This window comes from Microbacterium sp. Cr-K20, from assembly GCF_000708325.1.
Lineage (GTDB): Bacteria > Actinomycetota > Actinomycetes > Actinomycetales > Microbacteriaceae > Microbacterium.
This window is the reverse complement of record NZ_JARE01000057.1, coordinates 53,971-80,172: the sequence shown is the minus strand read 5'-3', so window position 1 is coordinate 80,172 and position 26,202 is coordinate 53,971. Positions and strand designations below refer to the sequence as shown.

The 26,202-nt window shown below is 66.7% G+C and carries 17 protein-coding genes, 3 rRNA genes and 1 riboswitch; of the genes, 2 read left to right on the top strand and 18 right to left on the bottom strand.

Annotated elements, in window-relative coordinates; genetic code table 11:
* Positions 1–48: 48 nt before the first annotated feature.
* From rrf to GZ67_RS0113805, 3 genes are all read right to left on the bottom strand, one after another.
* Positions 49–165: ribosomal RNA gene (gene rrf, locus GZ67_RS0113815) — 5S ribosomal RNA — on the bottom strand.
* A gap of 108 nt (positions 166–273) precedes the next feature.
* Positions 274–3,378 (bottom strand): 23S ribosomal RNA (locus GZ67_RS0113810).
* 430 nt (positions 3,379–3,808) lie between these two features.
* Positions 3,809–5,332 (bottom strand): 16S ribosomal RNA (locus tag GZ67_RS0113805).
* The 16S, 23S and 5S rRNA genes sit together here, the layout of an rRNA operon.
* A gap of 598 nt (positions 5,333–5,930) precedes the next feature.
* Here GZ67_RS0113805 and GZ67_RS0113800 point away from each other — a divergent pair.
* Positions 5,931–7,274: a CoA transferase gene (locus GZ67_RS0113800; protein ID WP_081860007.1), complete on the top strand. Its 1,344-nt coding sequence runs from the start codon at positions 5,931–5,933 to the stop codon at positions 7,272–7,274.
* Here the strand turns inward: GZ67_RS0113800 and GZ67_RS0113795 are convergent.
* The 4 genes from GZ67_RS0113795 to GZ67_RS0113780 are packed head-to-tail and all read right to left on the bottom strand — an operon-like array spanning position 7,259 to position 10,857.
* A complete protein-coding gene (locus GZ67_RS0113795; protein WP_029262462.1) occupies positions 7,259–8,053 on the bottom strand; it encodes a DUF4184 family protein in 795 nt (264 codons plus the stop codon). The genes GZ67_RS0113800 and GZ67_RS0113795 overlap by 16 nt on opposite strands.
* A 28-nt stretch (positions 8,054–8,081) precedes the next feature.
* Complete coding sequence (gene tyrS, locus GZ67_RS0113790) at positions 8,082–9,383, bottom strand: tyrosine--tRNA ligase (protein WP_029262463.1); 1,302 nt, start codon at positions 9,381–9,383, stop codon at positions 8,082–8,084.
* A 41-nt stretch (positions 9,384–9,424) separates the two neighbouring features.
* Positions 9,425–10,216, bottom strand: coding sequence for a hypothetical protein (locus tag GZ67_RS0113785; RefSeq protein ID WP_029262464.1), 792 nt, complete (start codon positions 10,214–10,216; stop codon positions 9,425–9,427).
* Entirely contained in the window at positions 10,213–10,857 is a 645-nt protein-coding gene (locus GZ67_RS0113780; RefSeq protein ID WP_029262465.1) for a SatD family protein, read from the bottom strand. Before GZ67_RS0113780 ends, GZ67_RS0113785 begins: the two co-directional genes overlap by 4 nt.
* 60 nt (positions 10,858–10,917) lie before the next feature.
* Here GZ67_RS0113780 and GZ67_RS0113775 point away from each other — a divergent pair, with 60 nt between their 5' ends.
* Positions 10,918–11,502 (top strand): DUF1349 domain-containing protein, encoded by a 585-nt coding sequence (locus tag GZ67_RS0113775; RefSeq protein ID WP_029262466.1) that lies wholly within the window; start codon positions 10,918–10,920, stop codon positions 11,500–11,502.
* A 30-nt stretch (positions 11,503–11,532) separates the two neighbouring features.
* Here GZ67_RS0113775 and argH read toward each other — a convergent pair whose 3' ends face one another.
* The 11 genes from argH to pheS form a co-directional block, all read right to left on the bottom strand.
* The gene (gene argH, locus GZ67_RS0113770; RefSeq protein WP_029262467.1) at positions 11,533–12,963 is read right to left on the bottom strand and encodes an argininosuccinate lyase; all 1,431 of its coding nucleotides are present in this window, start codon (positions 12,961–12,963) and stop codon (positions 11,533–11,535) included.
* Positions 12,963–13,892 (bottom strand): ornithine carbamoyltransferase, encoded by a 930-nt coding sequence (argF, locus tag GZ67_RS0113765; protein WP_029262468.1) that lies wholly within the window; start codon positions 13,890–13,892, stop codon positions 12,963–12,965. Before argF ends, argH begins: the two co-directional genes overlap by 1 nt.
* Positions 13,889–15,094, bottom strand: a complete 1,206-nt coding sequence (locus tag GZ67_RS0113760; protein ID WP_029262469.1) for an acetylornithine transaminase — start codon at positions 15,092–15,094, stop codon at positions 13,889–13,891. The genes argF and GZ67_RS0113760 overlap by 4 nt, the downstream gene beginning before the upstream one ends.
* Positions 15,091–16,008 carry an acetylglutamate kinase gene (argB, locus tag GZ67_RS0113755; protein WP_029262470.1) on the bottom strand — a complete coding sequence of 306 codons (918 nt, stop codon included), beginning with the start codon at positions 16,006–16,008 and terminating at the stop codon, positions 15,091–15,093. The genes GZ67_RS0113760 and argB overlap by 4 nt, the downstream gene beginning before the upstream one ends.
* Positions 16,005–17,162: a bifunctional glutamate N-acetyltransferase/amino-acid acetyltransferase ArgJ gene (gene argJ / locus GZ67_RS0113750; RefSeq protein ID WP_029262471.1), complete on the bottom strand. Its 1,158-nt coding sequence runs from the start codon at positions 17,160–17,162 to the stop codon at positions 16,005–16,007. Before argJ ends, argB begins: the two co-directional genes overlap by 4 nt.
* Positions 17,159–18,211: an N-acetyl-gamma-glutamyl-phosphate reductase gene (argC, locus tag GZ67_RS0113745; RefSeq protein WP_029262472.1), complete on the bottom strand. Its 1,053-nt coding sequence runs from the start codon at positions 18,209–18,211 to the stop codon at positions 17,159–17,161. The genes argJ and argC overlap by 4 nt, the downstream gene beginning before the upstream one ends.
* A gap of 240 nt (positions 18,212–18,451) precedes the next feature.
* Positions 18,452–20,602, bottom strand: coding sequence for a bifunctional hydroxymethylpyrimidine kinase/phosphomethylpyrimidine kinase (locus GZ67_RS0113740; RefSeq protein WP_029273923.1), 2,151 nt, complete (start codon positions 20,600–20,602; stop codon positions 18,452–18,454).
* Positions 20,599–21,447, bottom strand: coding sequence for a hydroxyethylthiazole kinase (thiM, locus tag GZ67_RS0113735; RefSeq protein WP_081860008.1), 849 nt, complete (start codon positions 21,445–21,447; stop codon positions 20,599–20,601). Before thiM ends, GZ67_RS0113740 begins: the two co-directional genes overlap by 4 nt.
* A riboswitch (TPP riboswitch) is annotated at positions 21,438–21,531 on the bottom strand. Its footprint overlaps the gene before it by 10 nt.
* 48 nt (positions 21,532–21,579) lie before the next feature.
* Complete coding sequence (locus GZ67_RS0113730) at positions 21,580–22,542, bottom strand: NAD-dependent epimerase/dehydratase family protein (RefSeq protein ID WP_029262475.1); 963 nt, start codon at positions 22,540–22,542, stop codon at positions 21,580–21,582.
* A 77-nt stretch (positions 22,543–22,619) separates the two neighbouring features.
* On the bottom strand, positions 22,620–25,130 hold the full coding sequence (gene pheT / locus GZ67_RS0113725) for a phenylalanine--tRNA ligase subunit beta (protein ID WP_029262476.1): 2,511 nt from the start codon (positions 25,128–25,130) through the stop codon (positions 22,620–22,622).
* On the bottom strand, positions 25,130–26,170 hold the full coding sequence (gene pheS, locus GZ67_RS0113720; protein ID WP_029262477.1) for a phenylalanine--tRNA ligase subunit alpha: 1,041 nt from the start codon (positions 26,168–26,170) through the stop codon (positions 25,130–25,132). Before pheS ends, pheT begins: the two co-directional genes overlap by 1 nt.
* Positions 26,171–26,202 lie beyond the last annotated feature (32 nt).

Here is a 26,202-nt window from a genome sequence, read left to right as displayed (position 1 = left end):
AACGCAAAATGGCCACCCATCGATGGGTGGCCATTTTGTCTAAAAGGAGTCCGGCGGTGTCCTACTCTCCCACAGGGTCCCCCCTGCAGTACCATCGGCGCTGTGAGGCTTAGCTTCCGGGTTCGGAATGTAACCGGGCGTTTCCCTCACGCTATGGCCGCCGAAACACTATTGATGTTTCAATCAAACACATAACAAAGTCATTGTTGTTATGCGGTTCTCGACCGTACATCGAGAACCACTCAGTGGACGCGTAGCACCAACAAACGGTGTGTTATCAAGTCATCGGCTTATTAGTACCAGTCAGCTGCATGCATTACTGCACTTCCACATCTGGCCTATCAACCCAGTAGTCTGGCTGGGAGCCTCTCACCCGAAGGTATGGAAATCTCATCTTGAGGCCGGCTTCCCGCTTAGATGCTTTCAGCGGTTATCCATCCCGAACGTAGCTAATCAGCGGTGCTCCTGGCGGAACAACTGACACACCAGAGGTTCGTCCAACCCGGTCCTCTCGTACTAGGGTCAGATCCTCTCAAATTTCCTACGCGCGCAGCGGATAGGGACCGAACTGTCTCACGACGTTCTAAACCCAGCTCGCGTACCGCTTTAATGGGCGAACAGCCCAACCCTTGGGACCTACTCCAGCCCCAGGATGCGACGAGCCGACATCGAGGTGCCAAACCATGCCGTCGATATGGACTCTTGGGCAAGATCAGCCTGTTATCCCCGAGGTACCTTTTATCCGTTGAGCGACAGCGCTTCCACAAGCCACTGCCGGATCACTAGTCCCGACTTTCGTCCCTGCTCGACCTGTCAGTCTCACAGTCAAGCTCCCTTGTGCACTTACACTCGACACCTGATTGCCAACCAGGTTGAGGGAACCTTTGGGCGCCTCCGTTACTTTTTGGGAGGCAACCGCCCCAGTTAAACTACCCACCAGGCACTGTCCCTGAACCGGATTACGGTTCGAAGTTAGATATCCAGAGTGACCAGAGTGGTATTTCAACAATGACTCCACACGAACTAGCGTCCATGCTTCAAAGTCTCCCACCTATCCTACACAAGCCACACCGAACACCAATACCAAGCTGTAGTAAAGGTCACGGGGTCTTTCCGTCCTGCTGCGCGTAACGAGCATCTTTACTCGTAATGCAATTTCGCCGAGTTCGCGGTTGAGACAGTTGGGAAGTCGTTACGCCATTCGTGCAGGTCGGAACTTACCCGACAAGGAATTTCGCTACCTTAGGATGGTTATAGTTACCACCGCCGTTTACTGGGGCTTAAATTCTCAGCTTCGCCTTACGGCTAACCGGTCCTCTTAACCTTCCAGCACCGGGCAGGCGTCAGTCCGTATACATCGTCTTGCGACTTGGCACGGACCTGTGTTTTTAGTAAACAGTCGCTACCCACTAGTCTCTGCGGCCTCCAAACGCTTTCGGGAGTAAATCCCTATACGCCGAAGGCCCCCCTTCTCCCGAAGTTACGGGGGCATTTTGCCGAGTTCCTTAACCACGATTCTCTCGATCTCCTTGGTATTCTCTACCTGACCACCTGAGTCGGTTTGGGGTACGGGCGGCTAGAACCTCGCGTCGATGCTTTTCTTGGCAGCATAGGATCACCCACTTTTTATCCGCATCGTGTCTCAGCCTTAATGAATCGCGGATTTGCCTACGACTCGGCCTACGCACTTGCACCAGGACAACCATCGCCTGGCTTGGGCTACCTTCCTGCGTCACACCTGTTAATACGCTAACCGCACCAGAATGGGGTCGTGCGCTAGGCCCAGAGCGTCACCCCGAAGGGATCAGTCACTGGGATTCAGACACTTAGCACTACTGGATTAGCTTGGGCGGTTCTTCGCCGGTACGGGAATATCAACCCGTTGTCCATCGACTACGCCTGTCGGCCTCGCCTTAGGTCCCGACTTACCCAGGGAAGATTAGCTTGACCCTGGAACCCTTGGTCTTTCGGAGGACGTGTTTCTCACACGTCATTCGCTACTCATGCCTGCATTCTCACTCGTGTAGCCTCCACGGCTGGTTCACACCGCCGCTTCGCTGGCCACACGACGCTCTCCTACCCATCAACACGGCTGGACCACGAAGGCCTACCAATAATGTCAATGCCACAACTTCGGTGGCGTGCTTGAGCCCCGTTACATTGTCGGCGCGGAATCACTTGACCAGTGAGCTATTACGCACTCTTTCAAGGGTGGCTGCTTCTAAGCCAACCTCCTGGTTGTCAAGGCAACTCCACATCCTTTCCCACTTAGCACGCGCTTTGGGACCTTAGTTGGTGGTCTGGGTTGTTTCCCTCTCGACTATGAAGCTTATCCCCCACAGTCTCACTGCTGCGCTCTCACTTACCGGCATTCGGAGTTTGGCTGACGTCAGTAACCTTGTAGGGCCCATCGGCCATCCAGTAGCTCTACCTCCGGCAAGAAACACGCAACGCTGCACCTAAATGCATTTCGGAGAGAACCAGCTATCACGAAGTTTGATTGGCCTTTCACCCCTATCCACAGCTCATCCCCTCAGTTTTCAACCTAAGTGGGTTCGGTCCTCCACGACGTCTTACCGTCGCTTCAACCTGGCCATGGATAGATCACTTCGCTTCGGGTCTAGGACATGCGACTGAATCGCCCTATTCAGACTCGCTTTCGCTACGGCTACCCCACACGGGTTAACCTCGCCACATATCGCTAACTCGCAGGCTCATTCTTCAAAAGGCACGCTGTCACCCCTACTAAGGAGGCTCCAACGGTTTGTAAGCAAACGGTTTCAGGTACTATTTCACTCCCCTCCCGGGGTACTTTTCACCTTTCCCTCACGGTACTTGTCCGCTATCGGTCATCTGGGAGTATTTAGGCTTATCAGGTGGTCCTGACAGATTCACACGGGATTTCACGGGCCCCGTGCTACTTGGGATACTCTTCGCGCCAAGAGAGGCATTTCGACTACGGGGTTGGCACCCTCTATGACCGGCCTTTCAAGACCGTTCGTCTATACCTTCTTGTAACGCCGCCACCTCGGCAGAGATGACTGAAAAGTCCCACAACCCCCAACGTGCAACACCTGCCGGCTATCACACACGCTAGGTTTAGCCTGTTCCGGTTTCGCTCGCCACTACTAACGGAATCGCGGTTGCTTTCTCTTCCTGTGGGTACTGAGATGTTTCACTTCCCCACGTTCCCTCTACCCGCCCTATATATTCAGGCGGGAGTCACTAGGTCGGCACGCCGCCCAGCGGGGTTTCCCCATTCGGACACCCTCGGATCAAAACTTGCTTATCAGTTCCCCGAGGCTTATCGCAGATTGCTACGTCCTTCTTCGGCTCCAGATGCCAAGGCATCCACCGTTTGCTCTTAAAGACTTGAAATCACATGAGTTTGAATCAAAAACTCGACCCCACCCGAAGATGGAATCTGAAATTGACTAATGATCTTTAAGATCATCTTGTGCAACTGACCGAAGCCAGCTGCAAGATGCTCGCGTCCACTGTGTAGTTCTCAAAGTACGGGCGGTGCCCCCATCCACAACCCCACAAAAGGGGAAACAGAAAGAGGCCCAGAGTAACCGACTGTGCACTCGACCCAAAGGCCAGTGCGCATCCGGTCCCTCAGGACCCAACAGCGTGCAGGTGCGACATCCGCCACCCTCCCCGTTCCCACCAGATCCGAAGACCCGACGTACTAAAGAAGAACAACATCCTTCACACCATGTCAAATGTTCCACCCATGAGCTCCCAGCGAAGAACGTATGCCTTCGATCTGGGTTCTGGACACCCGGAGGTGTCAGATGCTCCTTAGAAAGGAGGTGATCCAGCCGCACCTTCCGGTACGGCTACCTTGTTACGACTTAGTCCTAATTACCGATCCCACCTTCGACGGCTCCCTCCAAAAAGGTTAGGCCACCGGCTTCAGGTGTTACCGACTTTCATGACTTGACGGGCGGTGTGTACAAGACCCGGGAACGTATTCACCGCAGCGTTGCTGATCTGCGATTACTAGCGACTCCGACTTCATGAGGTCGAGTTGCAGACCTCAATCCGAACTGGGACCGGCTTTTTGGGATTCGCTCCACCTCGCGGTATTGCAGCCCTTTGTACCGGCCATTGTAGCATGCGTGAAGCCCAAGACATAAGGGGCATGATGATTTGACGTCATCCCCACCTTCCTCCGAGTTGACCCCGGCAGTATCCCATGAGTTCCCACCATTACGTGCTGGCAACATAGAACGAGGGTTGCGCTCGTTGCGGGACTTAACCCAACATCTCACGACACGAGCTGACGACAACCATGCACCACCTGTTTACGAGTGTCCAAAGAGTTGACCATTTCTGGCCCGTTCTCGTATATGTCAAGCCTTGGTAAGGTTCTTCGCGTTGCATCGAATTAATCCGCATGCTCCGCCGCTTGTGCGGGTCCCCGTCAATTCCTTTGAGTTTTAGCCTTGCGGCCGTACTCCCCAGGCGGGGAACTTAATGCGTTAGCTGCGTCACGGAATCCGTGGAATGGACCCCACAACTAGTTCCCAACGTTTACGGGGTGGACTACCAGGGTATCTAAGCCTGTTTGCTCCCCACCCTTTCGCTCCTCAGCGTCAGTTACGGCCCAGAGATCTGCCTTCGCCATCGGTGTTCCTCCTGATATCTGCGCATTCCACCGCTACACCAGGAATTCCAATCTCCCCTACCGCACTCTAGTCTGCCCGTACCCACTGCAGGCCGGAGGTTGAGCCTCCGGATTTCACAGCAGACGCGACAAACCGCCTACGAGCTCTTTACGCCCAATAATTCCGGATAACGCTTGCGCCCTACGTATTACCGCGGCTGCTGGCACGTAGTTAGCCGGCGCTTTTTCTGCAGGTACCGTCACTTTCGCTTCTTCCCTGCTAAAAGAGGTTTACAACCCGAAGGCCGTCGTCCCTCACGCGGCGTTGCTGCATCAGGCTTGCGCCCATTGTGCAATATTCCCCACTGCTGCCTCCCGTAGGAGTCTGGGCCGTGTCTCAGTCCCAGTGTGGCCGGTCACCCTCTCAGGCCGGCTACCCGTCGACGCCTTGGTGAGCCATTACCTCACCAACAAGCTGATAGGCCGCGAGCCCATCCCCAACCGAAATTCTTTCCAGACGCAGACCATGCGGTCACGTCACATATCCAGTATTAGACGCCGTTTCCAGCGCTTATCCCAGAGTCAGGGGCAGGTTGCTCACGTGTTACTCACCCGTTCGCCACTGATCCCACAGAGCAAGCTCCGTGTTCACCGTTCGACTTGCATGTGTTAAGCACGCCGCCAGCGTTCATCCTGAGCCAGGATCAAACTCTCCGTAAAAAAGAAATGCATACGACACCGGGAAAACGATGACGCAGCGAGTTTGATGCTGACCAAAGAGACAAATTCATTGCTGACTTCATCCATTGCCAACCCCCCGAAAGGAGTTGGTCTTTGATCCAAAGGAATTCTCACCCCCACCGAAGTGGAGACGAGGATAATTTGGCATTTGACAAGTGCACGCTGTTGAGTTCTCAAGGATCGGATGCTCCCACGACCCAGCCATCACAGCCAGGCCCGAAGGGCAACTTCTCTATCTTACCCACCCTGTCCCGCTTGTCAAATCGGCGCGCCGTGCAGATCAGAGATCCGCAGCGCAGCTGATGACAGCCGCAGAAGAGGTGGATTCCCTATCCTAGACGCAAGCGCCTGATCTCTCAAGTGAGAGTGGATAGGGAGTGGTTCTCCGCTTGAGGGGGGTGAAGCTCTTGGCTCCTCCGCTTCCCTGTGGGGCGAACAAGTAATAAGTTACGTGGGTTCCGGGGTTCTGGCAAATCGGGGCATACAGCCCGGGCGTGTCGTTCGAGCGTTCCGCGCGCTTTACGCCGGGTCAGCCGCGGTTTCCGCCGCGTCGTGCCGCCGAGAGTACGATCTGGCCATGCTCCCACTCAACACTGACCCGGCTCCCAACGCGGGAGCTGCTCTGCTCGACCGCGTCAGGATCCTGCTCGATCTCCCCGCCACAGAGGGAACGACCGAAGCTCACGCCGCCGTAGCCCTGCCCTCTCGGCTCGCCACCGCGGAACTCGCCTGGGCCAGCGTGGCCTCTGCCATGCTCGCCGCTGGGCTCTCTCCCACGGTCATCGACCCGCACCGCGTGGCCACCGCCTACCGAAGTGATCGAGTGCTCGCGATCGACGGCGTCGCTCCCCCGGTGTGGTCGCCCTACTCGGGTTTCTGGCGGACCACGGACGGATGGGTCAGGACCCATGGGAACTACCCGCATCACGCCGCCGCTCTGCGCACCGCACTCGGACTGCAGGATGACGCCGACGCCGATGCGGTCCCCGCCGCACTCGAGGAGCGAACCACGGCTGACGCCGTCGCGGCGATCACCCGACTCGGCGGACTCGCCGTCGCCGTGTCCGCCGAGGACCCCGCCGCTGATCGAGCCCTCCGAGCGACGCCGCTTCTCGAGACCCGACGCACCGACACCCCCGCACGTCGTCACTCCCGCCACTCACGAGCGGCGGCGGCGCAGGATGATCGCCACCCCCTCGCCGGTATGCGCGTGCTCGACCTCACCCGCGTTATCGCCGGTCCCGTCTGCACCCGCACGCTCGCTCTCCTCGGCGCCGACGTGCTGCGCATCGATCCGCCGCACCTGCCCGAACCCGAGTGGCAGCACCTCGACACCGGGCACGGCAAGCGCTCGGCACGGTTGGATGCGCGCACCGCGCAGATGCACGACCTGCTCTCAGACGCCGATGCCGTGGTGCTCGGCTACCGTCCCGCCGCGCTGGACCGACTGGGACTTCATCCGAGTGTGCTCGCCGAACGGTATCCGGACCTGGTCGTCGCGCAACTGAGTGCCTGGGGCACGGAGCATCCCGATCGCGCCGGCTTCGACAGCCTCGTCCAGGCGGCATCCGGAATCGCGCTCATCGAGTCGCCGGACGGGGACCGCCCGGGCACGCTTCCCGCCCAGGCGCTCGACCACAGTGCCGGATATCTGCTCGCCGCCGCGGTGACGGCGCTGCTGCAACGCCGCACCGGCGAAGGCGGGTCCTGGTACACCGGCACCTCGCTCCGCCGCATCGCCGCCGAACTTCTCGGGATGCCGCGCAGCCGGGAGCCGGAAGGGGAGGTCGGGTTCGACGTCGGCCCGCACCTCGCGCGCTTCGAGGTCGACGGCAGGTCCCTCGTCACCTCGCGACCGGCGATGACCGGTCTCGAGTTCGATGCCCCGCACCTCTGGGGGTCGGATCAGGCGATCTGGTGACGACGGCCGCGAACCGCCAGAACGACGCAGAGCACGAAGGTGATCGCACCCCAGAGCGCACATGCCGGAGGCAGCACGCGATAGGCCAGATGCTGCACGGTGAACTCCGTGTCGATGGGACCGAACGCGATGATCCCCCAGACGAGCGCAGCGACCAGGATCACCGGGAGCGAGACCCACCACGCGATGCGTACCCCCTGCGGCAGCGACTGCGCCACACTCGTTCGCGCTTCCCGCCGACGCAGCCACAGCAGCGCCCAGACACCGATGATGAGCAGGCCGATCACACTCGACCCGTGCTGGAGCCACTTGAATCCGGGCAGCGGACCCCACATCGCATCGAGTCCGGGGAACAGCTCCACGCCGGCACGACCTTCATGCGTGAAGAGATCCCAGAGGATGTGCGAGGCCACGCCGATCAGGAAAGACACCGCGAGGAGCACCGGATACCAGCGCTTCTCCCCCACGCCGACGGCTCGTCGTGCGGCTTCCGCGCCGCCCTCGCGCCAGTCCTCCGGGAGCCGACGCGCCAGCCACAGCGGCACGAGTTCCGGCACCGCGGGACGCAGGATCACGCGCCAGACGAGGAAGAGCACGAACGCGAGGAGTGCCGTCCACAGGATGTTGCCGAACGTGTGGGTGAACGAGTAGTTCAGCCCGACACCCCGCACGAACAGCGGCAGATCCGGCGTCATGGCGCCGATCGCGATCGCCGCGGGCACCAACGGCGTTCGGATGAACGGCAGCGCCACGAGCGCGTGACTGGGAGTGAAAGGCATCCGGCTCTGCTCTCCGAAGCGCGAAGGCTCAGCCGAGGAAGACGCCGGCAAGGGTCTTCTTGCCACGACGGAGTACGGACACTCCCCCGGGAAGAGTGCCCTGGACCGTGGCAGTCTCGTCTTCGACGCGGTCGCCGTCGAGCGTGACACCGCCCTGCGCGATCGCGCGCCTCGCCTCGGAGAGGCTGGCGACCAGCCCTGTCGCGACCAGCACGTCCACCACCGGGGTGCCGGTGGCGACGGTCGCATTCGGGAGCTCTTCCAGCGCGGTGCGGAGTGTCTGCGCGTCGAGCGCGGTCAGATCGCCCTGTCCGAACAGGGCCTCGGATGCCGCGATCACCGCCGTCGCCGCGTCGATGCCGTGCACGGTCGCCACCACTTCGAGCGCGAGACGCTTCTGGGCGGCACGACGGAACGGCTCCGTCGCCACGAGTTCGGCGTACCCCTCGATCTCCGAGCGGCTCAGGAACGTGAAGACCTTCAGGCGGTCGACGACGTCGGAATCCGCGGTGCTCAGCCAGAACTGGTACATCCGGTACGGGCTGCACATCTCGGCGTCGAGCCAGATCGCATTGCCCTCGCTCTTGCCGAACTTCGTGCCGTCGCTGTTGGCGATCAGCGGTGTGCCGATCGCATGCACGGACGAGCCCTCGGCGCGGCGGATCAGATCCGTCCCGCTGGTGAGGTTGCCCCACTGGTCGGACCCACCCGTCTGCAACACGCAGTCGTACTGGCGGTAGAGCTCGAGGTAATCCATCCCCTGCAGGATCTGGTAGCTGAACTCGGTGTAGCTGATGCCCTCATCGGAGTTCAGCCGCGCGGCGACCGCATCCTTCTTGAGCATCGTGCCGACGCGGTAGTACTTGCCGATCTCCCGGAGGAAGTCGATCGCGCTCAGCGGCGCCGTCCAGTCGAGGTTGTTCACGATGCGGGCGGCGTTGTCACCCTCGAAACTGAGGTAGCGCTCGACCTGCGCACGCAGGCGCCCGACCCACTCCTCGACGGTCTCACGCGTGTTCAATGTGCGTTCTGCCGTGGGGCGCGGATCGCCGATGAGTCCGGTGGACCCGCCGACCAGACCGAGAGGCTTATGCCCGGCGAGCTGGATGCGACGCAGCGTGAGCAGCTGCACGAGGTTGCCCAGGTGCAGGCTCGGAGCCGTCGGATCGAACCCGCAGTAATACGTGATGGGGTCTCCCGCGAGCAGGGCGCGCAGCGCCTCCTGGTCGGTGGACACCTGGACCAGGCCACGCCACACGAGTTCGTCCCACACGTTCTCGAACGCGGGGTCGATCGCCTGGGGTGCGGTCGTCAGATCGGGAGTTGACACGCGCTCCAGGCTATCAGCGCCCCGCACCGTCGAATCGCGCCTCAGCTGTGCGCTGCCCACCACACGAGGAAGGCGGCGCCGAGGGCGATCACCCAGCTGACGAGGCTGCCTACCAGGAAATACTCGGCTCTGGCGCCGGTCTCGCCGTCGCGGGAGATCTCCGGGAAGCGCACGATCCCCTTCGCCGCCAGCATCGCCGCGAGGATCGGATATGCGGCGGCGAGGGTGAGGATCAGGACGAGGATGCGTTCGAGCGGACCGATCAGTCGCCCGCCCTGGAAGCCGGCCCGCGGATCGGGGGTGGTCGCGACCACAGGCGCCGGATCCGCTGACGATTCGGCGAGGGTCTGACGCGTCTCCGCATCAACGGGCGGGGCCTCGGTGACCTGCTCGGCGGGGCGCCAGGTGTGTTCGCCGTCGAGAGCGGCGCGCACCACGAGGTTCGCGGACTCGAGGAGGAACGCCGACACCCCGAGCACCAGGATCGCCAGGTCGAACGTGACCTCACCGAACGGCGAACGCAACTGCCACACCTCGCCGATGAGACCGGCCTGGGCGCGTGCGCCCATCGAGATCACGGCTCCGACGACGACGAGAGCGAGGACGACGGCTGGCCAGAAGCCGGCGCGCGACGCCCGCCCGTCGGGCATGCACCAGACCCAGAGCGCGGCGGACACGAGCGCGGCGATCATCGGCAGGAGAGCGTCGCTGACGCTGCCGAGCAGCAGCAGCACGATGGTCGCGGCCAGGTATCCGATCCAACGCCGCGGGACGAACTGCCGCACGAGGTCTGCGGCTCCGATGGCGAGCAGGATGAATCCGGCGATGATCATGCCGGCTCTCCCCTGAGGGCGGCGAGTCCTTCGATGAGCGCGGCGGATCCGGCACGTCGCAGCGACTTCGAGACGCTCGGCTGGGAGATGCCCTCCTGCGCCGCGAGCTCCTGCTGCGAGCGGCCGACCAGGCGCCCGTAGGTGAGTCGCCGCTCGCGCGCACTCATCGCACCCACGAGCTCGTCACGCGCGAGCAGGTAGGCATTGGAGACCGCGATCGTCGACGCCATGACCTCATCCTGCCCCGGGGCTCCGACAATCCAGGTGCGCGTGCGCGGCACGGCGCGCTGCTCGCGGGAGTGCACGGTCTCGATCGCGGCCCGCGCGGCGTACCAGCCCGGCCCGTCGGCGAGCTCGCCGTGCACGGACGCGACGGCGCGCACCTCCCCCACGCCGATGCCGAATCGGAAGGCGATCCCGTCGGGCAGTCGCAGCTGAATGAGGAAGAGCGAGCTGAGCGCATCGCCGAGCTCCCGGTAGACGCCCTGCTGCTCGTCTCCTACGGTGGGCGTCAACGGCTGCGCCGCCAGCGGGAGGTCGATCTCGGCCTGCGCGATGGTCTCATCCAGCACGCGCTGTGCGGCGCCGCGGTCCCCGAGTTCACGGGAGCCCACGATGTCTGCGATCACAGCGATGACCATGCGATAACCTTATCACGAATATTCTTAGTTATATGCACTATGTGGTTATGGAATGGAAATATGCCTGATTCGAGCATCATTGCCTGGTCCGAGGGAACCTGGACCCACGACCCCGCCGCCGTGGAAGACGCCGAGCACTTCGACGTCACTGCCGTCGAAGGCAGCGACGCCTGGCGGCACACCGCCTACGGGTTCGTGCACGACACCGAACACGCCCTGCTCGCACCGCTCGCCGTGGGCGAGGCGATGGAGGTGTCGTTCCGGGCGCCGTGGGACGGCCAGTTCGACCAGGCGGGCATCTTCGTGCGGATCGACGACGAACACTGGGTGAAGACCGGCGTCGAGTACGCCGACGACCACCTCGGGCTCGGCGCCGTGGTCACCGACGGAGGGTCGGACTGGTCCGTCGGCTTCGTCGACGAGTGGCTCGAGAGCGAGATCACAGTGCGCGTGAGCCGCTGGGCGGACTCCGTGATCGTGCGGGCGCGCACCGCCGAGGAGCCGTGGCGGCTCGTGCGGGTCGCTCCGTTCGACGGCAAGGCAGCGGCATCCGCCGGGCCCTTCCTCGCCGCCCCGACACGTGTGGGTCTCACCGTACGGTTCGCCCGGTGGGCGCGGTCCGCGGCCGACGCCGAACTGCACTGAGCTCGACACGGCCGCCGACCGCGAGTCCGGCTACAGGCCGAGCGCGTGGGCGGCGGCCTGGGCGCGGGCGACGAGCTCGGCGCGCTGCTCCGCGACGCGGACCGGTGCGGTGCCGCCGACACCGGTCCGAGACGCGACCGAACCCTCGATCGTGAGGACCTCGCGGACCTCGGGGACGAGATGCGGGGACACCGACAACAGCAGTTCATCGGAAGCGTCTTCCAGCCCGATCCCCTGTTCTTCACACGCACGCACGAGCGCGCCGGAGATCTCGTGGGCGTCGCGGAACGGCACCCGCCGCTTCACGAGCCACTCCGCGACATCCGTCGCGAGCGAGAAGCCCTGGGGCGCCAGCGCCGCCATCCGCTCGGTGTCGAAACGCAGCGTCGCGATCATGCCGGCGAACGCGGGGAGCACCACCTCGAGGGTCTGCACCGAGTCGAAGACCGGCTCCTTGTCCTCCTGCAGATCGCGGTTGTACGCCAGCGGGAGCCCCTTGAGCGTGGCCATCAGCCCGGAGAGGTTGCCGATGAGACGGCCCGACTTGCCTCGCGCGAGCTCGGCGATGTCGGGGTTCTTCTTCTGCGGCATGATGCTCGACCCCGTCGAGTACCCGTCGTCGAGCGTGACGAAACCGAACTCGCGGGTGTTCCAGAGGATGATCTCCTCGGACAGGCGCGAGATGTCGACACCCGTCATGGCCGTGATGAAGGCGAACTCCGCCACCACATCGCGGGCGGCCGTGCCGTCGAGAGAGTTCTCGGCCGGACGATCGAGGCCGAGCTCGGTCGCGACGAGCGCGGGGTCGAGACCGAGCGTGGAACCGGCCAGCGCTCCCCCGCCGTAGGGCGAGACACCGGCACGACGACGCCAGTCCACCAGGCGTTCGAGTTCGCGCACCAGCGGCCAGCCGTGCGCCTGCAGGTGGTGGGCGAGGAGCACGGGCTGCGCATGCTGCAGATGCGTGCGCCCGGGGAGGATGGCATCGGGGTGCGCCTCGGCCTGGGCGACCAGCGCGTCGATCACCCGCAGGATGTCGCGGGCGATCACCCGCGCGTGGTCGATCAGGTACATGCGTACCAGCGTCGCGATCTGGTCGTTGCGGCTCCGGCCGGCACGCAGGCGGCCTCCGAGCTCAGGGCCGAGCTCGGCGATCAGCGCCTGCTCGAGGGCGCCGTGCACGTCCTCATCTGTGGGCACCGGGCGCAGAGTGCCGTCGGCCACCTTGCGCGCCACGGCATCCAGCCCGTCGTGCATCCGCCGCGCCTCATCGGGCTCGAGATATCCGGCCGCCTCGAGCGCCGTGGCATGCGCGTGGGAGCCGGCGATGTCGTACGGCGCGAGGATCCAGTCGAAGTGCGTGGAGCGGCTGAGCTCCACCAGCTCCGGCGACGGCCCGGTGGCGAAGCGGGCACCCCAGAGCGCGCCCTCGTTGGTGCCTTCGTGCGAGGAGTCGGCCATCACGCGTCCTTCTTGCCGAGCAGCCAGACCAGGAGGGCCTTCTGCGCATGCAGCCGGTTCTCGGCCTCGTCCCAGACCACACTCTGCGGCCCGTCGATCACGCTGGAGTCGACCTCGTAGCCGCGATCGGCGGGGAGGCAGTGGATGAAGATCGCCTCGGGGTCGGCGAGCGTCATCGTCTCGGGCGTGACCTTGTAGCCGCCGAGATCGCGGATGCGCGCGAGCTTCTCCTCCTCCTTGCCCATCGACACCCAGGTGTCGGTGACGACGACGTCGGCACCCGCTGCGGCCTCCACCGGATCGGTGTACAGCGTGATCGAACCACCGGTCTCGGCGGCACGGCGGTCCGCAGCCTCGATGACATCCGCCCGCGGCGCGTAGTTCTCGGGCGACGCGATGCGCACGTGCATGCCCGCTGTCACGCCCGCGAGCGCGTAGGAGTGCGCCATGTTGCTCTGCCCATCACCGAGGAACGTGAGCGTGAGCCCCTTCAGTTCGCCCTTGTGCTCACGGATCGTCAGCAGGTCGGCGAGCAGCTGGCACGGGTGGAAGTCGTCCGACAGCGCGTTGATCACGGGGACGCGCGTTCCTGCCGCCATCTCCTCGAGCCCGGACTGCGCGTAGGTGCGCCACACGATGGCCGCGACCTGGCGCTCGAGCACCCGCGCAGTGTCGGACGGGGTCTCCTTGCCGCCGAGCTGGCTGCTCGCGGTCGAGATGATGAGGGGGGAGCCGCCGAGGTCGGCGATGCCCACCGCGAACGAGACGCGGGTGCGCGTGGAGGACTTGTCGAAGATCACTGCGACGGTCTGCGGGCCCGCGAGACTCTTGTCGGCCCAGCGGTCCTTCTTCAGCTCGATGGCGAGATCGAGGATCTCGGCCTGCTCGGCGGGGGTCAGATCGTCGTCGCGCAGCAGGTGGCGGGTCATGCGGATACCTTTCCGGCAACAGAGGCCTGGACGTCGGCGAGGGAAGCCGTGAACAGCTCGCGGAACTCGGCGAGTTCGGCGTCGCCGATGGTGAGGGCGGGCGCGATGCGCACGGTCTCGGGGTTGGCGGCGTTGACGATGAGGCCGCGCTCCTGCGCAGCCGCGACCACCGCGCCGGCGACCGGAGCGGTGAGCGCGACACCGACGAGCAGACCACGTCCGCGCACGCCCTCGATCAGCGGAGAGTCGAGGCCGAGGAGGATCTCCCGCAGCTCCGCCCCACGACGGGCCGCGTTCTCCACCAGGCCGGCGCTCTCGATCTCGGCGAGCACGGCGTCGGCGACAGCGGTCGCGAGCGGGTTTCCGCCGAAGGTCGAGCCGTGCGAGCCCGGGGTGAAGAGGGCGCTCGCGGCACCGTAGGTGACCAGAGCGCCGATCGGGAAGCCGCCGCCGATGCCCTTGGCGAGCGTGATCGCGTCGGGAGTGATGCCCTCGTGGCTGAACCCGAACCACTCGCCCGTGCGACCGGCACCCGTCTGGATCTCATCCACGATCAGCAGCGCGCCGTGAGCGAGGGTCAGCGAGCGCGCGGCGGCGAGGTAGCCCTCCGGCAGCTCGACGACGCCGGCCTCACCCTGGATGGGCTCGACGATGATGGCGGCGACGCGGTCGTCCATCGCCGCCTCGAGGGCCTCGATCGTGGCGGGGATGTGCTCCACACCGGCGGGCATCGGCTCGAACGGCGCGCGCATCGACGCCTTCGCGGTGAGCGCGAGCGACCCCATCGTGCGTCCGTGGAAGCCGTTCTCGAGCGCGAGGATGCGCGTGCGCTCGGCGCCACCGTGCAGGCGGGCGAGCTTGAAGGCGGCCTCGTTGGCCTCGGCGCCCGAGTTCGAGAAGAACACCCGCCCGTCGATACCGGCACCCGCGAGACGCTTGAGCCGTGCGGCGAGTGCGAGCTGGGGCGGAGTGGCGAAGTAGTTCGACACATGGGCGAGCGTGGCTGCCTGCGTCGAGACCGCCTCCACGAAGGCCGGGTGCGCATGCCCGAGGGAGGTCACCGCGATACCGGCGAGGAAGTCGAGGTGGCGTCGGCCGTCGGCATCCCACAGGTACGAGCCCTCGCCGCGGACCAGCATCGCGAGCCGGTCCCCTGCGTTGAGCACGAGATCGCGTGCCGCGTCGTCCTGCCAGACGGTCATGCCGTCACCTCATTCTTTCCCAAGACCACTTCGGTCCCGATTCCCTTGCTGGTGAAAAGTTCGACGAGCACCGAATGCGGCACGCGGCCGTCGATGATCGCTGCCGCGTCCACGCCGCCCTCGACCGCATCGAGGCACGCCCGCATCTTCGGGATCATCCCCGATTCGAGCTTCGGCAGCATCTCGATGAGGGCTTCCGAGGTCAGGTGCGAAACGAGCGAGTCGCGGTTCGGCCAATCCGCGTAGAGCCCAGGCACATCCGTGAGGATCACGAGCTTGCGCGCGTGCAACGACACCGCGAGAGCGGCAGCCGCAGCGTCGGCGTTGACGTTGAGCGACTGACCGGGGTGGTCGAGGTCGGGCGCGATGCTCGACACGACCGGGATGCGTCCGGCGGCGAGGTGATCGAGCACGGGGGTCGGATCGACCTCCACGACGTCGCCGACGCGGCCGAGGTCGACCTCTTCCCCGTCGATCACGACGCCACGACGGCGTCCGCCGAAGAGTCCCGCATCCTCACCGCTGAGACCCGTCGCGATCGGACCGTGCGAGTTGATCTTCGACACGAGCTGCGGGTTGACCTGACCCGTGAGCACCATGCGCACGACGCTGATCGCCTCGGTGTTGGTGACGCGGTAGCCGCCCTTGAACTCGCTGGGGATCTCGAGTCGCTGCAGCATGTTCGAGATCTGCGGACCACCTCCGTGCACGACGACCGGCAGCACGCCGACGTAACGGAGGTAAGCGATGTCCTGGGCGAAGGCATCCTGCAGCTCCTCCGACACCATCGCGTTTCCGCCGTACTTGATGACGACGATCTGGTCGCGGAACTTCTTCAGCCACGGCAGCGACTCGATGAGAGTGGTGGCCTTCTGCGCGGCGACCTCGGCGGGAGTGTCCTGGATGTCGGTCATGAGGCGTATGCGCTGTTCTCGTGCACGTAATCGTGGGTGAGGTCGTTCGTGAGCACGGTTGCCGTCGAGTCCCCCACCTTGAGATCGATCACGAGGTGCGTGGCGCGCGGCGTCAGATCGACCTCTTCCCGGGGGCGATCCGGGCCGCCCTCGGTGCAGACGCGGACGCCGTTCATCCAGACGTCCACGTCGTAGGGGTCGAACTGCGCGTTCGTGGTGCCGATCGCGGCGAGCACGCGGCCCCAGTTCGGGTCGTTCCCGAAGATCGCGGCCTTGAAGAGGTTGTTGCGCGCGACGGATCGGCCGACCTCGACCGCATCCTGCTCGGACACCGCGTGCTGCACCTCGATGGTGATGTCGTGGCTGGCGCCTTCGGCATCGCCCTGCAGCTTCACCGCAAGCTTTTGCGACAGCTCGGTCAGTGCGGCGGCGAAGTCGTCGAGGTCGGGGACGACTCCGGATGCGCCGTTGGCGAGCAGCGTGACCTGGTCGTTCGTCGACATGCACCCGTCGGAGTCGAGCCGGTCGAACGTCTGCCCCGTCGCGCGGCGCAGCACCTCGTCGGCCTGCAGCGGCTCGAGGACCGCGTCGGTCGTGATCACCACGAGCATCGTGGCGAGACCCGGTGCGAGCATGCCCGCGCCCTTCGCCATGCCGCCGATCGTCCATCCGTCACGGCTGATCACGGCGGTCTTCGCCACGGTGTCGGTGGTCATGATCGCCTGCGCGGCGGCGTCGCCCCCGTCGGCACTGAGCGCGGCGATCGCCTGCTCCGTGCCGGAGAGCACCCGCTGCCGGAAGGTCTCGTCGCCGGTGCCGATGAGTCCGGTGGAGCAGATCAGCACGTCACCGGCGCTCACTCCGAGGAGCTCGGCGGCTTTCTCGGCGGTCTGGTGCGTGGTCTGGAACCCGAAGGCCCCGGTGAAGCAGTTCGCCCCGCCGGAGTTGAGCACCACGGCCTCGACGATGCGGTCGGCGACCGCCTGCTGCGACCAGATGATCGGGTTCGCCTTCGCGCGGTTGCTCGTGAAGACGGCGGCACCGACCTTGCGCGGCCCCCGGTTGACGACGACGGCGACATCGGGCTTGCCGGTGGACTTCAGGCCTGCGGCGACACCGGCCGCCTCGAATCCTGCGGGGGCGGTGACGCTCACGGCGCGACTCCGTTCACTGAGAGGGCGCGGTTCTCGGGAAGACCCAGCGCGATGTTCATGGACTGGATGGCAGCGCCGGCGGTGCCCTTGACGAGGTTGTCGACGGCGGTGACCACCGTGACCCGGTTGGCGGCGCGATCGATAGCGAGACCGATGAGCGCGGTGTTGGCTCCGAGCACGTCGGCCGTTCGGGGGAAGCGCCCCTCCGGCAGCAACTGCACGAACGTCTCGTCGCCGTAGGCGCTCTGCCAGGCATCGCGGATCTGCGCATCGGTCGCGCCGTCGACGATCGGCGCCGTCGAGGTGGCGAGGATGCCCCGCGACATGGGGACGAGCACCGGGGTGAACGAGATGCGGATGCCCGCGGCATCCGCCCCGGACGCCGCGGCGAGCGCCTGACGGATCTCGGGGATGTGCCGGTGGGTTCCGCCGACCGCATAGGGATTCGCGGTGCCGAGGATCTCGCTGCCCAGCAGGTTCGGCTTGAGGCTCTTTCCCGCTCCCGACGGGCCGACGGCCAGCACCGAGACGATGTCGGAGGGGTCGATCACTCCGGCCGCGACACCCGGGGCGAGGCTGAGACTCACCGTGGAGGCGTTGCAGCCCGGGGCAGCGATGCGCGTCGCCCCGCGGAGGTGCTCGCGCTGCTTCACTCCATCGACGAGGAGCTCGGGGACACCGTATGTCCACGGTTCGTGGAAGGTGCCGCCGTAGAACGCATCCCAGGCCGACGCCGACGTGAGTCGGTGATCGGCACCCGCGTCGATCACGAGCGGCGCGTCGCCCAGGGCGTCGGTGTACTGCCCCGACTGCCCGTGCGGAAGCGCGAGGAACACGATGTCGTGACCTGCGAGGATCTCCGGCGTCGTGTCCTGCAGGGTGAGGTGCGCGAGTGAACGCAGATGCGGCTGGTGGTCGACGAGAGGCTGTCCGGCGTTCGAATGCGCCGTGACGGTGCGGATCTCCATGTCGGGATGGTCGGCCAGGAGGCGTAGGATCTCGCCGCCTGCGTAGCCGGATGCGCCGGAGACGGCGACGGAATACGTCATGCTTCTACCTTAACGGTCGGGTCCTTCCTCGAAAGGAGGACCGGGGGCGGGGCCGGAGGCGGCGACACCGGCTCTCGACCGCCGCGCGGGCGCAGGCAGGAGGGCGGGGTCGCCTACAGTCGGCGGCCGCGGCGTCGGCGCACAGCGATGACGCTCGGAGCGAGCGTCGAAGAAGCGGTGGCGGCCGAAGGCATGTCGTGACAGTAGCGCGGCCCCGGCAGCCACCGCAAATCCGGACCGTCATCTGCCCGGCGGCGACTCCAGCGGAGCGGCGAAGAAGGCGAGCTCGTGCTCACTCGATGACACGAATGCCCGCCGCATCCGCGCCCTGGTGTCGGCGTCCGCCGCCGCAGCGGCGGCGGACGCGTGCTCGATCGCCGTCCGGGTCGCCTCCTCGAACGCGGGGTCGGCATATGTCGCGAGCCAGGACGCGTAGGGATGTTGCGGATCGGTCGCGTATTCGCCGAACTCCCCCGCGTGCAGACGCCGGCCGAGATCCGTGTAGAGCCAGAAGCACGGGAGCACCGCGGCGACGATCTCGGCGTAGTCACCGCCGAAGGCGACGGACCGCAGGTGGTCGAGGTATGCCGTCGTCACCGCGGAGGGTTCCGCCGCGAAGGTCGCCGCTCCCACCCCCTCCGACGGGGTCAGCCAGGACGCGTGCAGTTCGAGCTCGCCGACGATCGAACCGTGGGCGGAGTCCGCCCAGAACGCCTGCTCCGCCGAGGTCGGCGCGAGGCGGGCGGCTTCGGCCAGCACGCGGGCGTAGTCACGCAGATACAGCGCATCCTGCGCGAGGTACGACAGGAACGGCGCGCGCTCGAGAGAGCCGTCGGCGAGCGCGCGGATGAACGGCAGCTCATCGATCCCCGCGCGGATACCGGCGATCTCCTGCCACCAGTCCGCAGCGATGTCGGTCGCCTCCGGTCGCGTCGCCGAGCGCCCACGACCCCAGAGGCCGGCGAAGTGGCTGATCGGGCCGTGTCCGCGCCCCACGCGCAGCCCGTCCCCCGCGCGGAGGGACTCGCGGAGCCAGGCGCGTGCCGCGCGTACCGCCTCCTCGTGATCACTCCCCTGCGCCAGCAGCGTGGCCAGGGCCGAAGAGAGCGAACAGCCCGTGCCATGCGTGCTCGACGTGGCGATGCGCGGGCCGGTGAACTCCTGGCGAAGGCCGCGATGCGTGTCGACCAGCGCATCCGGAGCTTCGTCGCCGGTGAGATGACCGCCCTTGACGAGCACGGCGGCACCGATCTCGGCCGACAGCTCCTCGGCGGCGGTGATGCCGTCGGCCCAATCGACGATGTCACGACCGGTCAGCACCGCGAGCTCAGCGAGATTCGGGGTGACCAGCGTCGCGCGACCGAGCAGACTCCGCAGCTCCGCCTCGGCATCCGGAGAGAGGAGCCTGTCCCCCGACGTCGCGACCATGACCGGGTCGAGCACGACGACGGGCGGACGCACCCGATCGAGCCACTCGCCCACCGCGCGGATCACCTCCGTCTCGGCCAGCATCCCGATCTTCACCGCATCGATCACGACGTCGTCCGACACCGCGTCGAGCTGCGCACGGAGGAAGTCCACCGGCGGCACATGCACCGCCCGGACACCCTGCGTGTTCTGCGCGGTCAGCGCGGTGAGGACGGCCATGCCGTACCCGCCGTTCGCGGCGATGGACTTGAGGTCGGCCTGGATACCCGCCCCTCCCGAAGGATCACTCCCCGCGATGCTGAGCACCCGTGGCACGGACCCCGCGAGCCAGCGTCGCCGGAACTCCCGGGCGGTCGCGGCGGGATCATCGGCCGCACACAGCGCCGAGACCACGGCGAGTCCGGCGGAACCGGCATCACGAAGCGCCTCGGTGTCGTCGATACCGACGCCGCCGATCGCCACGCACGGAAGCGGGCTGCGGGTCACGAAGTCGCGGAACCCGTCCACGCCGAGGGGCTCAGGATGATCTGGCTTGGTCGAGGTCGGACGGATCACCCCGACGCCGAGATAGTCGACGGTTCCGGCGGGCAACGCGAGAACCGCGTCGAGGTGCGCTGCACTGTTCGCGGTGAGGCCGATCAGCGCATCCGGCCCGAGAGCCTCGCGCGCCCGCAGCACCGACGCGTCCCCCTGACCCAGGTGCACGCCGTCGACGCGTGCACCGCGGGCGCGGGCGGCGATCGCCGCATCCAGCCGGTCGTTCACGACGAGCAGTGCGCGTCCGTCGATCGCCTGCGACAGCGCGAGCAGCTGCTCGACCGTCTCGGCATCGGATGCGGTCTTGTCGCGAAGCTGCACGATGCGCACGCCCCCGTCGACGGCACGGCGCACAGTCTCGACGACACCGCGGTCGCCGCACAGCGTGGGATCGGTGACGAGGTAGAGGGAGAGGTCGGCGTTCACCGCGCACCCGCCTCGACACGGGCGTCCGCGATCACGTCAGCGGGGCCGACGGAGCCGAGTGCATCCAACAGTGCCACGGCGAAGCTGCCGGGGCCGGTCGAGACGACGGCAGCGCGCTCGGCCGCGATCGTGTACACGAGGCTCGCGGAGGCGACGGCCGTGAGGGCATCGTGTCCGGTATTGCGCGCGGTACCGAGGAATGCGGCCATCACGGCCCCGAGAGCGCAGCCCCCGCCGGTGACCCTGGTCAGCAGCTCGTGCCCGTTCGCGAGGCGCAGCACCCGCTCCCCGTCGGTGACGAGGTCGATCGGACCGGACACCGCGATCACGGCACCGGTCCGTCGCGCGAGGGCAGCGGCCGCGTCGGCTGCGGCATCCGTGCTGTCCGTCGCATCCACTCCCCGACCGCCGGCGCTGAGCCCGGCGAGCGCGAGGATCTCCGAGGCGTTACCGCGGATCGCCGTCGGACGCTGCCCCGCCAGCTGGTGCGCGAGCGCGGTGCGGATCGGCAGGGCCCCGATCGCGACCGGATCGAGCACCCACGGTGTTCCGGCGGTCGCAGCCCCGGCGACAGCCTCGAGACTCGCCGCGCGCTGCTCAGGAGTGGGCGTTCCCAGGTTGATCAGCACACCGGACGCGACACCGGCGAACATCTCGGCCTCTCCGACGATGTCGACCATGGCCGGGGCAGCCCCCAGGGCGAGCAGCACGTTGGCGGTGAACCCGGCGACGACCGTGTTGGTGATGCAGTGCGTCAGTGGGGGCGTCTCGCGCAGCACCCCCCACAGGGCGGCGGCGGCGCCGGGCAGATCGGTGATGGAATCAGGACGCAGAAGATCGCTCATCGCGACATCCCTTCGCTAGTACGAACTAGATCAGGTTCGACGGGTCTGTTCTCAGCCGCGGATGCGGCACCCCGTGTCACTGCTCAGAGTCTAGCGATCGGCCAGGAACGTCTAGCGATCGGCCAGGAACGTCTAGCGATCGGCCAGGAGCGTCAACTCCTCCGCGCGGGCGAGTCCGGCACGACGGTCGCGGTCGACCCCGCGCGCCCGCTCATCGGCGACGACGGTACGGACGGTGTCGGTCAGCGGCCGCAGCCGACCACCTCCATCGCGGTACGCGCTGTTAGACCGGGTCATGAAGCCCGTCATCCCCGGGGGCAGCCACAGCGGCAGGGATCTGGGCCCCGCCCAGTGCTGGACCCCGTGTGCGACGAGCCAGTCCTCCTCGGCAACCACGATCTCGCCGGTATGACCCGCGGCGGTCCGGCTCTCGCGCAATACCTCGTCGAAGGGCTGCACGTCGCCGATGGCGTTGACCGGCCCGCTCACGGTCGCCGCGACGATGAATTCGGCGAGATCGTCCACGTCGATCACCTGGGCGCTCTTCCCCTCGAGCGGCGGCGACAGGACCGGTTCCCCACCCGCCCGCGCGAACGCCGCTGCCCAGTAACCGAATCGATCGCTGGGGTCGCCTTCGCCGACGATGAGTCCCGGTCGCACGATGAGCGCACGATCGCCCAGGGTGCCCACGGCGTCCTCGGCCGCAGCCTTCTGCGCCCCGTACTCGTACTCGTCACCGGGGCGGGCGGACGGATGCCGCGGTGCCGACTCGTCCGCACCGACCGTCTCGTCGTCGGAGTAGACCGACAGGGAAGACACGTAGGTCCACCGCGCGACACGCTCGCCGAGGGCAGCGACGGCCGCCTCGACCTGCGACGCCTGCGACGAGATATCCACCACGTGATCCCAGTCCCGCCGGATGAGCGCGGTGTACGCCGCGGGATCGTCGCGGTCTCCACGTACGAGCTCGGCACCGTCGGGCGCAGGCCTCGCCCCGCGAGCGAGACAGGTCACCGTGGCCCCCGCATCCCGCCATCGGCGGGCGATGCGCCCGGAGAGCCAGCCCGTTCCACCGAGGATCAACACGTCCGTCATGGACCCATGTCACCAGGAACGCGGCACCCGCGGAAGCCCTTCCGCTCAGAGCAGATCAGGGCTTCCGCGGAGACGGTTCAGTCGCGCAGTGCGGCTCCGAAGCGCTGGGCCGCGACCTCCACACCGGCGAGCTTGGCCTCGGTGGCCTCGGCTGCCGTGAGCGTGCGGTCGTCGGCGCGGAAGCGCAGTGCGAAGGTCAGGCTCTTCGAGCCTTCCGGCACACCTTTGCCGCGGTAGTCGTCCACCAGTCGCACCGATTCGAGCAGCGCACCCGCGCCCTCGGCGAGTGCGGCCTGCACGTCGGCGGCCGGTACGTCCGCGGGGAGCGTGAGCGAGACGTCCTGCGTCGCCGCGGGGAACGTCGACAGCGATGCCGCGACGACCCGACCGCCCGCGAGCGTCAGGATGCGGTCGAGGTCGAGTTCGAACACGGTCGCGCGCCCGGGCAGATCCGCCCCCTCAGCCACCGTGGGGTGCAGCTCGCCGACATAGCCGACCTCTTCGCCGGCGACGCGCAGCGACCCGGTGCGTCCCGGGTGGAGAGCTGCACGCTCAGCCTGGACCACGTCGATCTCGACGCCGGCGGCCGCCGCGATCACACGGACGGCATCCAGCGCCTCGGCCAGACCTGCGGCTTCTGCGGGGCGTCCGGGCTGACGCGGTGCAACGTGGCCCGTGAGCAGCGCCGAGACGAACCGGTGCTGCGGCGGGATCGAGGCGTTCAATGCCGCGAGTGTCGCATCGGACGGGCGCTCACCCAGCGGCGGCACCTCATCGGTGCCGTACTCGACGCCCGGCTCCGGAAGGAACACGGCACCCGTCTCGAAGATCGCGAGATCGGTGAGGCCGCGCGAGATGTTGCGATGCGCGGTCTGCAGCAGACCGGGGATGAGCGAGCGGCGCAGGAACGGTGCCTGCCCGTCGAGCGGGTTCGCCAGCCGGATGCTCGGCAGGTGCTCTCCCGAGGCGGAGCCGTGCAGGTCGTTCTGCGCCTCCGTGGTGAACGGGAAGGACGGAGTCTCCACCAGGCCGGCGGCGGCGAGCGCGTCGGCCACGCGGCGGCGTCCCTGCTGGTGCGCCGTGAGCCCGCGGCCGGACGGCGGCGTCGGCAGCACCGAGGGGATGCGGTCGAGTCCGTGGATGCGGGCGACCTCCTCGGCGAGCGTCCACTTGTCGGTGAGGTCGGGGCGCCAGGTCGGCGGGATTACGGTCCAGCCGGAGCCCTCCTCCGAGGCGGTGACATCCGCGCCGATCGTGGTGAGCGCACCGGTGATCTCGTCGTCGGTGTAGTCGACGCCGATGAGTCCCTGCACGAAGCCCGCGGGGAGCTCGATCGCTTCGACGAAGACCTCGGCGAAGAGCGCACCGCCCTCTTCGGTCAGCGTGCCCCCGGCGAGCTCGACCATCAGGTCGGCTGCACGGCGCGCGGCGACGAACGGGATGAGCGGGTCCACACCGCGCTCGAAGCGCTTGGAGGCCTCACTCGGCAGCTTGTGTCGACGCGCGGTGCGGGCGATCGTGATCGGGTCGAAGTTCGCCGCCTCGATGAGCACGTTGCGCGTGGTTTCGCTCATCTCGGTCGTTCCGCCGCCCATGACGCCGGCGAGGCCGATCGGGCCGGACCCGTCGGTGATGAGCAGGTCTTCGACGTGCAGCGCGCGCTCGACGCCGTCGAGGGTGGTCATCTTCTCGCCGGGGGCGGCGCGGCGGACCGTGATGCCGCCCGCGAGCTTGTCGAGGTCGTAGCCGTGCAGCGGCTGCCCCAGTTCGAGCATCACGTAGTTGGTGATGTCGATCAGGATGCCCAGCGAGCGCATGCCCGCGAGGCTGAGCCGCGCGATCATCCACGGCGGAGTCGGACGTGAGGGGTCGACGCCGCGCACGACGCGGGTCACGAACTCGCTCGCGCCGACGCGGCCACGCACGGGGGCGACGTCATCGACCACGGTCGTGTGTCCGGTGCCGGGCTGAAGCTCGGCGAAGTCGCGCTCCGCCGGGTCGCGGAAGGCCGCCCCCGTGGCGTGCGCGTACTCGCGGGCGACGCCGCGCAGGGAGAACGCGTAGCCGCGGTCGGGGGTGACGTTGATCTCGACCGCGACGTCGTCGAGGCCCAGCAGCGCGATCGCGTCGGCGCCGACGGGCGCGTCGATGCCGAGGTCGGAGAGCACGACGATCCCGTTGTGCTCGTCGCCCAGGCCCAGTTCGCGCGCCGAGGCGATCATGCCGTCGGAGACGTGACCGTAGGTCTTGCGGGCGGCGATCGGGAACGGCCCCGGCAGCACGGCGCCGGGGAGGGTGACTACGACCTTGTCGCCGGCGACGAAGTTGTGCGCACCGCAGACGATCCCGCGGATGCCGCCGTTCGCCTCGCCCACGTCGACCTGGCACCAGTTGATGGTCTTGCCGTTGGACTGCGGCTCGGCCTCGATCGAGACGACCTGCCCGACGACGACGGGACCGGAGATCTCGAACCGATGCACGTCCTCCTCTTCGAAGCCGACGGTCACCAGTGCCGCGAGGACATCCTCGGGCGTGGCATCCGCTGCCAGATCGACGTACTCACGCAACCACGAAAGCGGGACGCGCATCACACCACCATCCCGAACTGCTCGCTGAAACGGACATCACCCTCGGCCATGTCGCGCATGTCCTGCACATCGCTGCGGAACATCAGTCCCCGCTCGATGCCCATGCCGAACGCGAAGCCGCTGTACACCTCGGGGTCGATCCCGGCCGCGCGCAGCACGTTCGGGTTGACCATGCCACAACCGCCCCACTCGATCCAGCGCGCGCCGCCCTTGAAGGTCGGGTGCCACAGGTCGAGCTCGGCGGAGGGCTCGGTGAAGGGGAAGTAGTTGGTGCGGAAGCGCGTCTCGGCCTCGGGGCCGAACAGCTGCTTCGCGAAGTGGTCGAGCGTGCCCTTGAGGTGCGCCATCGTGATGCCCTTGTCGATCACGAGGCCCTCGAACTGGGTGAACACCGGCAGGTGCGTGGCGTCGAACTCGTCGGTGCGGTACACGCGCCCCGGGCACAGCACGTAGATCGGCACGTCGCGGTCGAGCATCGAGCGCACCTGCACCGGGCTCGTGTGCGTGCGCATGACGAGGTGGCGCGAGGGCGGGTCGACGTAGAACGTGTCCTGCTCCTGGCGGGCAGGGTGGTCGACGTCGAAGTTCAGGGCGTCGAAGTTGAACCACTCGTGCTCGAGCTCCGGTCCCTCCGCGATCTCCCAGCCCATGCCGACGAAGATGTCGCAGACCTGGTCCTGGAGCAGCGTGAGCGGGTGCCGGGCGCCGACCCGCGTGCGCGAGGGCACCGCCGTGATGTCGACGCGCTCGGACTCGAGACGCGCAGCGACCTCGGCTGCGGCCAGCTCGGCCTCCTTGGCGGCGAGCGCCTGCGTCACCTGCCCGCGCCCCTGCCCCACGAGCTTGCCGAACGCGGCCTTGTTCTCGGGGGCGACCTGGCGCATCGAGGCGTTCAAGACCGCGAGCGGCGAACCCTCCGCGACGTGTGCGGCGCGAGCCGCCTTCAGCTCGGCGGTGTCGGCGGCTGCGGCGATCGCCGAGAGGGCGTCGGCGACAGCGGCTTCGACCGCTTCCGGGGTGATTTCAGGAGACTCTGACACGAGAATCGAGTCTACCGGGGGCGCGTGGGTCC